At 74.4% G+C, this 11,688-nt stretch carries 3 protein-coding genes; all 3 read left to right on the forward strand.

Annotation, left to right across the window (positions count from 1 at the left end):
* Nucleotides 1-8,283, forward strand: an 8,283-nt coding sequence (locus AOK18_RS01605) for a non-ribosomal peptide synthetase (RefSeq protein WP_055693080.1), incomplete at its 5' end; no start/stop codon positions are given.
* A complete protein-coding gene (locus AOK18_RS01610; RefSeq protein WP_240503016.1) occupies nucleotides 8,276-10,147 on the forward strand; it encodes a phytoene desaturase family protein in 1,872 nt (623 codons plus the stop codon). The genes AOK18_RS01605 and AOK18_RS01610, both read left to right, overlap by 8 nt.
* A 47-nt stretch (nucleotides 10,148-10,194) precedes the next feature.
* Nucleotides 10,195-11,688 (forward strand): phytoene desaturase family protein (locus AOK18_RS01615; protein ID WP_099048820.1); only part of this gene is annotated, 1,494 nt, incomplete at its 3' end.

The raw sequence follows: 11,688 nt of genomic DNA on the forward strand, positions 1-11,688 counted from the left end.
CACCCCGACGCCCTCCCCGATCTCGCCGCGAACATCCGCCGGGAGCTCGACGGCGGCCCGGGAGCGGCGGTCGGCCTGGCCGACCTGGGCCACACGCTGGCCCACCGCCGCCAGCACCTCGAGTCGCGCCTGTGCGTGGTCCACACCTCCCGGGAGGACCTGGCGGAGGCACTCGACGCCCACCTGCGGGGCGAACCGCACCCCAGGGTCGTGCAGAACCGCCGGACGGAACCCGGCCGTCAGGGGCTGGTCTGGGTGTTCACCGGCATGGGACCGCAGTGGTGGGGCATGGGCCGGGTGCTGCTGGAGGACGAACCGGTGTTCCGGGAAGCGGTCGCCGCCTGCGACCGGGAGGTCCGCCGGATCGCCGGCTGGTCCCTGCTGGAGGAGATGACGGCCGACGCCGGCTCCTCCCGGATGGCCGAGACCTGGCTCGCCCAGCCCGCCAACTTCGCCCTCCAGGTCGGCCTCGCCGCACTGTGGCGCTCCCGCGGGGTCCGTCCGGACGCCGTCGTCGGACACAGCACCGGGGAGATCGCGGCCTTCTACGAGGCGGGCGTCTACTCCCTGGAGGACGCTGTCCGCATCGCCGTCCACCGCAGCCGCCTCCAGCACACCCTGGCCGGGACCGGCGGCATGCTCGCCCTCGGGCTGTCCGAGGAGGAGGCGGAGCGCCGGGTGCGTCCGTACGGGGAAACGGTGTGCGTCGCCGCCGTCAACAGCCCCACGGCGGTCACCCTCGCCGGGGACACGGAGGCACTGACCCGGCTGGCCGGAGAGCTGCGGGCCGAGCAGGTCTTCGCCAAGCGGCTCGACGTCCGGGTCCCCTACCACAGCGCTCGGATGGAACTGATCAAGGACGAGCTGCTCGCCTCGCTGGACGGGCTCGCCCCCCGGCCCGCCCGGGTCCCGGTGCAGCTCACCGGCATGGCCGGCACAGCGGACGACGTGGTGCTGGACTCCGGGTACTGGTGGCGCAACGTCCGCGACCGGGTCGCCTTCCGCGCGGCCGTGGACCGTCTGGCGGACGACGGCCACCGGCTGTTCCTGGAGGTCGGACCGCATCCCGTGCTGGCCCACTCGATCCGCGAGTGCCTGGAGGCACAGGGCCGCGCCGCCGTCACCGTGCCCTCGCTGCGGCGCGAGGAGGACGAGTCCGAGCGCTTCGCCGTCTCGCTGGCGACCCTGCACACGCTCGGTGTCGACGTCGACTGGGACGTGCTCCAGCCGGACGGTGCCCCGGTGTCGCTGCCCCGCTACCCCTGGCGGCGGGAGCGGCACTGGACGGAGCCGGAGCCGGTGGCGCGGGTCCGGCTCGGCCTGCTCGACCACCCGCTGCTGGGACGGCGCACCGATCCCTCGGGGACCGTCTGGGAGGCCGTGCTGGACACCGAACGGCTGCCCTACCTGGCCGACCACCGCATCCAGGACGCCGTGGTGTTCCCCGCCGCCGGTTACCTGGAGATGGCGACGCAGGCGGTGAAGGCGCTGACCGGGGGCGCCCGGGCGACGCTCGCCGGGATCGAGCTGCGCAGAGCCCTGTTCCTCAGCGAGGAGGAGGCCCGGACGGTCCACCTGTCGGTGGACCCGGAGACCGCGGACTTCACCGTGCGCAGTACGGCCGGGCCGGGAGCGGAACCGGTGGTGCACGCCCGCGGCGTCCTGCGCACCGGCCAGGCGCTCGCGGCCGGCCCGCCGCTGGACCCGGCCTCCGTCCAGCGGCGCAGCGGGCGCCGGCTGGGGCGCGCCGAGTGCTACGCCGGGCTGGCGGCGCTCGGCTATCACTACGGGCCGGCGTTCCGGGCGATCCAGGAGGTCTGGATCGGTGACGGCGAGGTGCTGGCGCGCGTCGCCCCGCCCGAGGGCGTCGGTGACGCCGCCGGGCACCACATCCACCCGGTGCTCCTCGACGCCTGCTTCCAGTCCCTGCTGACGCCGCGGATCCCCGCGGGGACCTTGCCGCGCGCGGACGGGACGGACACCGGGACGGACACGGACACCGCCCCGGACGCGGGCCCGGAACCCGCTCCGGGCAGGGGAGCGGGCGCCGGCATCCGGCTGCCGCTGTCGCTGGACGAGATGTGCCTCGCCCCGGTCGGCGACCGGACGCTCTGGGCGCACGCCACCGTGACGCGCGACGACGCGACCGAACTGGTCGGCGACCTCGCCCTGTACGCGGAGGACGGAACGGCGCTGGGCCGGCTGCGCGGACTGCGCGCGGCGGACGTCGAGCAGGCGTCGGCCACGGTCGCGCGGTCCACCGTCGACTCCTGGCTGACGGTGCCCGTCTGGGTGGACCGCCCGTGGGAGGCCGGGCCCGCGGGGACCGGGACACCCGCCGTGACCGGGCCGGCCGGGGACGAGCCCGCCGCCGGGGACGCCGGGGCCCCGCAGGCGGCCGGGGCCCCGCGTCCCGCCGGGGTCCCGTCGGCCGTCGAAGCCCCGCAGCACCTCGCCGAAGGGCCGGACGGGGCCGCCGACGCCTGCCGGGACTGGCTGGTCCTGGCCGACGAGCAGGGCCTCGGCGACGCCTTCGCCGCGCTGGCGCGGGCCCACGGCCACCGCTGCCGGCTGGTCCGGGCGGGGACCGCGTACGCGTCCGACCCGGCCGGCGACACCTTCCACGTCGTTCCGGGGGACGCCGGCCACCTGGAGCGGGTGCTGGACGCCCAAGGCGCGCCGTTCCGGGGCTCGGTGGTCCACCTGTGGAACCTGGACCTGCCTCCGGTGGACGGGTGCTCGCCGACCGCACTCGCCGACGCGCGGGACAAAGGGGCGTACTCCCTGGTCGTCCTGGCGAAGGTGCTCCGGGCCCGGGCCGGTTCCTGCGGGCTGCACGTCGTGACCCGGGGGGCGCAGCCCGTCACCCCGGGCGAGCCGTTGAATCCGCTGGGAGCGCCCGCCTGGGGCGTGACCCGCGTCCTGCGCCACCAGGAACTCACGGCACACCGCGGCAAGTTGATCGACCTCGATCCGACGGCCGGGGCGGACCCCGCGGCGGAGGCCGAGATCCTGCTGCGCGAGTTCCGGACCGCCGACGAGGAGGAGATCGGACTGCGGGGCGAGCGCCGCGCCACCAGCCGCCTGCGCCCCGCCGACGGCCTGACCGGACCGCTCCCCCTGCGGCTGCGCGCGGACGGCAGCTACCTGGTCACCGGTGCCTTCGGCGCGCTGGGCCGGCTGCTCTGCCGCACCCTGGTGCGCCGTGGCGCCCGCCGGCTGATCCTGATGGGACGGTCCCCGCTGCCACCGCGCGCCGAGTGGCCCGGGACCGACCCGGCGTCGCCGTCCGGCCGGGCGGTGGCCCTGGTCGAGGAGCTGGAGGCGTGGGGCGCCCAGCCGGTGCCGGTCCCGGTGGACGTCACCGACGAGGAGGCGCTGACGTCCTGGCTGGACGGGTACCGCGCCGACGGGTCGCCGCCGGTCCGCGGGGTGTTCCACCTGGCCGGCCAGGTGCGGGACACCCTGGTGACCGAGATGGACCGGGCCGCCTTCGACGCCGTGTACGACCCGAAGGCGATCGGCGCCCTGCTGCTGGACCACCACTTGCGGGACGAGCCGCTGGAGCACTTCGTGCTGTTCGCCTCGGTCGCCTCGCTGCTGACCACCGCGGGCCAGACCAACTACGCGGCCGGCAACGCTTTCCTGGACGCGCTCGCCTGCCACCGCCGCGCCCGCGGCCTGCCCGGGCTCAGCCTGGACTGGGGGCCCTGGGCGACCGGCATGATCGAGGAACTGGGCCTGGTCGAGCACTACCTGCACAGCCGGGGCATGGTGTCGCTGACCCCGGACGCCGGGATGGGCGTCCTGGAGCGGGTCATCGGCCAGGATCCGGCGCAGCTGGTGGTGGCCACCGTGGCCGACTGGCGGACCTTCCTCGCCTGGTACGACGAGCCGCCCGCCCTGGTTCGCGACCTCGCGCGGTCCGCGTCCGCCGAGGAGGACGCGGCGGACGGCGGTCTGCTCGACGCCTTCCGGGCGGCGGGGCCCGAGGAACGCCGGTCCCTGGTGGCCGGACGGTTCACCCGGCTCGTCTCCACCGTCCTGCGGACCTCGCCCGAGGCGGTGGACGTCTCGGCCGGGCTGGGGACGCTGGGGCTGGACTCACTGCTCGCGATGGAACTGCGGGCCAAGGCGCAGGCGGAGTTCGGGGTGGCGCTGCCGGTGGTGGCGCTGCTCAGCGGCACCCCGGTGGGCGAGCTGGCACGCCGGCTCCACGACGGGCTGACCGGGCTGCTGGAGGAGGAGACCGGTGCCGGCTCCGCGACGGCCGTGGAGCTGTTCTCGGACGAGGGCGACCACCCGCTCACCCAGAACCAGAAGGCGCTCTGGTTCCTCAAACAGCTCAACCCGGACGGATACGCGTACAACATCGGCGGAGCCGTGGAGGTGCGGGCCGAGCTCGAACCGGACCTGGTGTTCGAGGCGGTCCGCAGACTGGTGCTCCGCCACCCGGCCCTGCGCACCACCTTCCACCTGCGCGACGGGCAGCCGGTGCAGCGGATCGGCCCCGGACTCGACCCGGACCTGGCGCTCTTCGACGTCGAGGGACAGGAGTGGGAGGAGATCGAGGAGACGATCATCCAGGAGTACCGCAGGCGGTACGACCTGGAGCGGGACGCCCTCTTCCGGTTCCGGCTGTTCCGGCGCGGACACGACCGGTGGATCATCATGAAGGCGGTCCACCACATCGTCTCGGACGCCCTCTCGACCTTCACCTTCATCGAGGAGCTGCTGGAGGTCTACGGGGAGCTGCGGCAGGGCCGGGAGCCTTCCCTGGCCCCGGTGCCGGCCCGCTACGTCGACTTCCTCAACGAACAGAACCGCTTCCTGGCCGGGCCCGGGGCGCAGCGGATGCTGGACTACTGGCGGGGGCACCTGCCGGCCGAGGTGCCGCTGCTGGACCTGCCCACCGACCGGCCCCGCCCCGCGGTGCAGACGCACAACGGCGCCTCGGAGTTCTTCGTGCTCGACCCGGGGACGACCGCCCGGGTCCACGAGGCGGCCAGGCGGCACGGGGCGACCCCGTTCATGGTGCTGCTGGCCGCCTACTACCTCCTCCTGCACCGGTATTCGGGCCAGGACCAGGTGATCGTGGGCAGTCCGGTGACCGGCCGCACCCGGGAGGAGTTCGCCTCCGTCTACGGGTACTTCGTCAACCCCCTGCCGCTGTGCGCGGATCTGTCGGGGGACCCGAGCGTGGCGGAGCTGCTGGAGCAGGTGCGTTCCATCGTGCTGAACGGGCTGGACCACCAGGAGTACCCGTTCGTGCTGCTGGTGGACGAACTGGGGCTGGAACACGACGCGAGCCGTTCGGCCGTCTTCCAGGCCATGTTCATCCTGCTCACCCACAAGGTGGCCGCCGAACGGTACGGGTACCGCCTGGACTACATCGAACTGCCCGAGGAGGAGGGGCAGTTCGACGTGACGCTGTCGGTGTACGAGGACGAGACGGAGGGCGTCCTCCGGTGCGTCCTGAAGTACAACACCGACCTCTTCGACGCTGCCACGGTGCGGCGGATGGCCGACCACTACTCCCGGCTCGTGGACGCCCTGACCCGGGCCCGCCCGGACCGCCAGGTCCGGGAGCTGGAGATGCTGGGCGCCGAGGAGCGAAAGCGGCTGCTGCTGGAGTGGAGCGGCGCGAACGGCACGGCCGACGACGCGGCCCGCGGGCCCGTCCACCGGCTCTTCGCCGAGGCCGCCGCCGCCCACCCCGGGGCCGTCGCCGTCACGGTTCCGTCGCCGCACGGGCCCGCGCGGACGCTGACCTACGGGGAACTGGACCGGCGGGCCGAGGCACGGGCGTGGCGGCTGCGGGAACGGGGCGTCGGCCCGGGGACGGTGGTCGGGCTCTGCCTCGACAAGTCGCCGGAGCTGATCGTCACCCTGCTGGCGGTCCTCAAGGCACAGGGCGCCTACCTCCCCGTCGACCCGGGGCAGCCGGCCGACCGGGTGCGCCGCATCCTGGCGGGCGCCCGGGCGGCGCTGGTCGTCACCGACCCGCCGGCCGCGGACGCCGCGCCCGCGCCGGGGGCGGCGCCGTCCGCGCGGCCCGCGCACCCCTCCCCGGGCACCGCGACGCACGACGGGGCGCCCTCCGCTGCGGGCACCGGCCTGGTGGACCCTCCGTGCCCGGTGGTGACGCTGCGGGAGCTGGACGGGACCGGACACCGCGCGCCCGCCGGGCCCGTCCCCCCGCTCCCGGCCGGCCCGGACTCACCCGCCTACGTCATCCACACCTCGGGTTCCACCGGGACCCCCAAGGCCGTCCGGGTAAGCCACCGGAGCCTCGCCGCGGCCTACCGGTCCTGGCGTGACGCCTACCGGCTGGAGTCGCCGGAGGTCCGCGTGCACCTCCAGACGGCGCAGCCCTCCTTCGACGTGTTCACGGGCGATCTGGTGCGCGCCCTGTGCTCGGGCGGCAGCCTCGTCCTGGCCGACCGGGACCTGGTCTTCGACACGGCTCGCCTGTACCGGGTGATGCGCGAGCAGCGGGTGGACTGCGCCGAGTTCGTCCCCGCGATCGTGCGCGCCCTGATGGACCACTGCACCCGGGAGGGCGAGCGGCTGGACTTCCTCCGGCTGCTGGTGGTGGGGTCGGACACCTGGAGGGCCGCGGAGCACGAGCGGCTGCGCGCCCTGTGCGGCCCCGGCGTCCGGGTGCTCAACTCCTACGGCGTCACCGAGGCGACCGTCGACAGCGCGTTCTTCGAGGGTCCGGCCGACGATCTGGAACCCGGCATGACGGTCCCGATCGGCCGGCCGCTGCCGCACGCCACCCTGTACATCCTCGACGCCACCGGCGAACCGGTGCCGCCGGGCGTGCCCGGCGAGCTGTGGATCGGCGGCGAGGGCGTCGCCCTGGGCTACGCGGGCGACCCGGAGTCGACCGCCCGGCGGTTCGTGACCCGGCGGCTGGGCCGCGGGCCCGGCGCCCGGCCGGTGCGGCTCTACCGGACCGGGGACCTGGCACGCTGGGACGCCCGGGGCCGGGCGCACCTGCTGGGCCGGGCCGACGGCCAGGTCAAGCTGCGCGGCCACCGGATCGAGAGCGGCGAGATCGAGGCGCACCTGACGGCGTCCGGGGGCCTGGCCGGCGCCGTGGTGGCGGTCCGGCCGGACGCCACCGGTGAGGACGTCCTGTGCGCTTACTGCGTGGCCGGGGCGGGACGGGCGCTGGACCGGAGCGCCCTGCGCCGCCGGCTCGCCGAGTCCCTGCCCTCCTACATGGTGCCCTCGTACCTCGTCGAGGTCCCCGCCCTGCCGCTGACCGCGCACGGGAAGGTCGACCTGCGCGCGCTGCCGGCGCCCGGCGGCGGCGACCGGCCCGAGGCGTACGAGCCGCCGGTCACCCTCTACGAGACCGGTGTGGCCCGCCACTGGGAAGCCCTGCTCGGGGTGGACCGGGCCGGACTGAACGACGACTTCTTCGCCCTGGGCGGCAGTTCGATCAAGCTGATCGAGCTCATCCACCTCCTGCGCACCGAGTTCGGCGTCGCCGTCCCGGTCAGCGCCCTCTACCGGGCCTCGACCCTGCACGGCATGGCCACGGCCCTGGAGGAGCGCGTCACCGGGACGACCGCCGAGGAGCTCCCCCATCTGACCTTCAACCCGGACGCCGGACACCCGGTCTTCTGCTTCCCCCCGGCGGGCGGCCACGGCCTCGTCTACCGGGGGCTGGCCGCCGAGCTGGCCGAGCACCGGATCATCGCCTTCAACTACCTCCCGGGCGACGACAAGGTGGCACGGTACGCCGACCTGGTCGAGGCGGCCGAGCCGGCGGCCCCCTGCCGTCTGCTCGGTTACTCCCTGGGGGGCAACCTGGCCTTCGAGGTCGCCGCCGAACTCGAGGACCGGGGCCGCGAGGTGGAGCGGGTGGTGATACTCGACTCGCGCCGCGCCCTGCGGGCGTACGAGCCGGACGAGAACGTCCTGAAGGCGTTCGAGGCGGAACTCGGCGGCCATCTGCACCGGCACACCGGTTCGGACACCGTCACCCGCACCCTCCTCGAACACGCCGCGGAGTACCTGCGGTTCTGCGGCCGCACTCCCAACACCCGGACGCTGACCGCCCCCGTCGCCGTGGTGACCGACGAGGAGAAGGCCGACCTGTACGCCGAGGGCGTGCCCGGTTCCTGGCACGGCAGCTCCACCACCGCCACGCCGGTGCTGCGCGGCTTCGGCACCCACGCCGAGATGCTGGACGCAGTCCATCTGCCCGGCAACGCCGCGCTGGTGCGCCGCCTGCTGGCCGCGGCCGAGGGGGACGACCGTGCCTGACCCGACCACCGCACCGCGCACGGACCCGCACCCGGCGGATCCGGACCCCGCGGGCACCCTCCGCGCGGACCCGGACCCCGCGGGCCTCCTCCGCACCCGGGCGGACCACCCGGACGCCCGCCGCGCGGAGCCGGCCCGAACGGGCCCCCGCCGCCCGGAGCCGGACCGGGCGGGCCCGGGACGGCCGGAGTCCGACACCGTCTGGGAACGTCCCGAACGCCCGGCCGGGAGCCCGCCCCGCGTCCTCGTGATCGGCGCGGGGGTGGCCGGCCTGTCCACCGGCTGCTACGCCCAGATGAGCGGGATGCGGAGCCGGATCCTCGAGAAGCACGTCCTGCCCGGCGGCTGCTGCACCGCCTGGTCACGCGACGGCTACCTCTTCGACTACTGCATCGAGTGGCTGATCGGCACCGCCCCCGGCAACGAGGCCCACCAGATCTGGCGGGAGCTGGGGGCGCTGGACGGCAAGACCGTCACCAACTTCGACCTGTTCAACCGGGTGGTCGACGAGGACGGCCGGTCGGTGTCCTTCTACAACGACCCGGACCGGCTGGAGCGGCACCTGCTCGGGGTCTCCCCCGCCGACGCCCGGCCGATCCGGTCGTTCTGCCGCGACCTGCGGCGGTTCACCGGGATCGAGCTGTACCCCTTCCTGACCGCGCCCGGACTGCGGACCGTCCGCGAGCGGGCGGCGACGCTGCGCACGGTGCTGCCGGCCTTCCGGCTGTTCTGGCGCACCGCGGCGACCCCGATGCACCGCTTCGCCGACCGGTTCGAGGACCCGCTGCTGCGCAGGGCGTTCAGGAACATCTTCTTCCAGGACCCGGAGGGCTTCCCCCTGCTGCCCTACCTCTTCAACATGGCGAGCGCCTACCACGGCAACGCCGGTTTCCCGCAGGGCGGTTCGCTGGGGCTGGCCCGTTCCGTCGAGGAACGGTACACCGGGCTCGGCGGGACGATCGACTACCGGGCCCGGGCCGAGAAGATCCTGGTCTCCGGCGACCGGGCGATCGGCGTGCAGCTCCGCAACGGCCGACGCTACTACGCCGACCACGTCGTCTCGGCCTGCGACGGCCGCACCACGGTCCACGGCCTGCTCGGCGGCCGGTACACCGGGCCGGTGATCGATCGGCTCTACACCGATCTGCTGGAGCGTCCCGGAACCCTCTTCCCCGCGGTGGTGTCGGCCTTCGTCGGTGTCCGCGGCGACCTGCCGGCCGAGGACGCCCACAGCACGACCTATCTGCTGCGTCCCGGCGAGGCGGCCCGGCTGCCGGGCGCGCTGCAGAGCAGCCTGGTCGTCCAGCTGCGGTCCCGGTACGCGGACGGCTTCGCCCCGCCGGGCCGGTCGGTGGTGCACTGCACCTACTTCAGCGACTACGCGCACTGGGCCGGTCTGCGCCGCCGGGACCGCGGCGCCTACCGGGCGCAGAAGCAGCGGGTGGCCGACTTCGTGCGCGCCTTCCTGTCCGCGAAGTGGCCCGGGACGGCCGGGCGGATCGAGCTGGTGGACGTCGCGACCCCGGCGACGACCCGGCGCTACACCGGCAACCACGGCGGTTCGATCCTGGCGTGGAAGGCGTTCTCCGACGCCGACGACGTGGCCTCACGGCTGGTCGGGAAGGAACGGATGCGGCTGCCCGGCCTGTCCGGCTTCTCCATGGCCGGCCAGTGGGTCGGGATGGGCGGCCTGATCCGGGCCGCCTCCACCGGCCGGTTCGCCGTCCAGTACCTGTGCGACGAGCTGGGCATGCCGTTCAGGGCCCACGAGAGCGAGGACGCCGAGCCCTGGCATGCGGGCAAGCTGGGCCGGCTGCCGCAGCTGGACCGCTGGTCGGCCCGCGAGGGCGGGGGTGCGCGATGAACGGACGGCGGAGGCGGACGGCGCCCGCGCGGGGCGGCCGGCAGTCCATGATCATCATCGGGGCCGGGCTGGGCGGCCTGTCCACCGGCTGCTACGCCCAGATGAACGGCTACCGCTCCCAGGTGCTGGAGATGCACGACCTGCCCGGCGGCTGCTGCACCGGCTGGGAGCGCGGCGAGTTCACCCTGGACGCCTGCGTCAGCTGGATGCTGGGCAGCGGACCGGGCAACGAGATGCACCGGATCTGGCTGGAGCTGGGCGCCCTCCAGGGCAAGGAGGTCCGCCACTTCGACGTCTTCAACGTGGTGCGCGGGACGGACGGCCGGGCCGTCTACTTCTACTCCGACCCGGACCGGCTCCAGGCGCACCTGACCGGGATCTCCCCCGCCGACGCCCGGCGGATCCGGGAGTTCTGCGACCATCTGCGCGCCTTCCGCAAGGCGCTGGCCGTCTACCCCTTCCTCGAACCGGTCGGTCTGATGAGCCGCCGGGAGCGCTGGCGGATGCTCGCCTCCTTCCTCCCGTACGCCAACGCGGTCCGCAAGACCCTCTCGGTCCTGATGTCCGACTACGCGGCGCGGTTCCGGGACCCGCTGCTGCGGCAGGCGTTCGAGTTCGTCCTCTACGAGCGGCACCCGGGGTTCCCGGTGCTGCCCACGCAGTTCCAGCTCGCCTCGCACGCCAACCTCTCGGCGGGCGTGCCGGAGGGGGGTTCGCTGGGCCTGGCACGGTCCATCGAGGCCCGCTACCGGCGGCTCGGCGGCCGGATGACGTACAACGCCAAGGTCGAGGAGGTGCTCGTCGAGGACGACCGGGCCGTCGGAGTGCGGCTGAGCGACGGCAGGGAACTGCACGCGGACATCGTGGTCTCGGCGTGCGACGGGTACACGACGATGATCAGGTTCCTCGGCGGGCGCTACCTGGACGACACCTACCGGCGGCTCTACACGGAGACGATCCACCGGCCCGGCATGGTCTTCCCCGGATACGTGACGCTCTTCCTCGGGCTGCGGCGGACCTTCCCGGAGGCGGATCCCTGCACCACCTACCTGCTCACCGAGGACCGGGCCGCCCGGCTGACCGGGATCCGCCATCCGAGCATCAACGTCCAGTTCCGCGACCGGCACTACCCGGAGCTCTCCCCGCCCGGGACCAGCGTCGTCTACGCCACCTACTTCTGCGACATCGCGCCCTGGCGGGCCTTGGACGAGGGGCCCGAGCAGTCCACCCGCAGCCGGGGCGGCAGGCAGCTGCACACTCTGCCGGTCCGCCACGGACGGGGGTACTACCGGGCCAAGCACCAGGTCCGCGACACCCTGGTGGACTTCCTGGAGGAGCGCTTCCCCGGGCTGCGGGAATCCATCGCGGTGCGCGACGTGTCCAGCCCCCTCACCCAGGTCCGGTACACCGGCAACCACGACGGGACGGTCCTGGGCTGGCAGCCCTTCGTGGAGGGCGGGGAGACGCTGGAGGAGCAGATCAAGAAGCACGGGCCGGGGCTGCCGGGTCTGGCGAACTTCTACCAGTCCGGGGTGTGGGCC

It is taken from the genome of Streptomyces prasinopilosus, assembly GCF_001419695.1.
In the GTDB taxonomy this organism is placed as follows: Bacteria; Actinomycetota; Actinomycetes; order Streptomycetales; family Streptomycetaceae; genus Streptomyces; species Streptomyces prasinopilosus.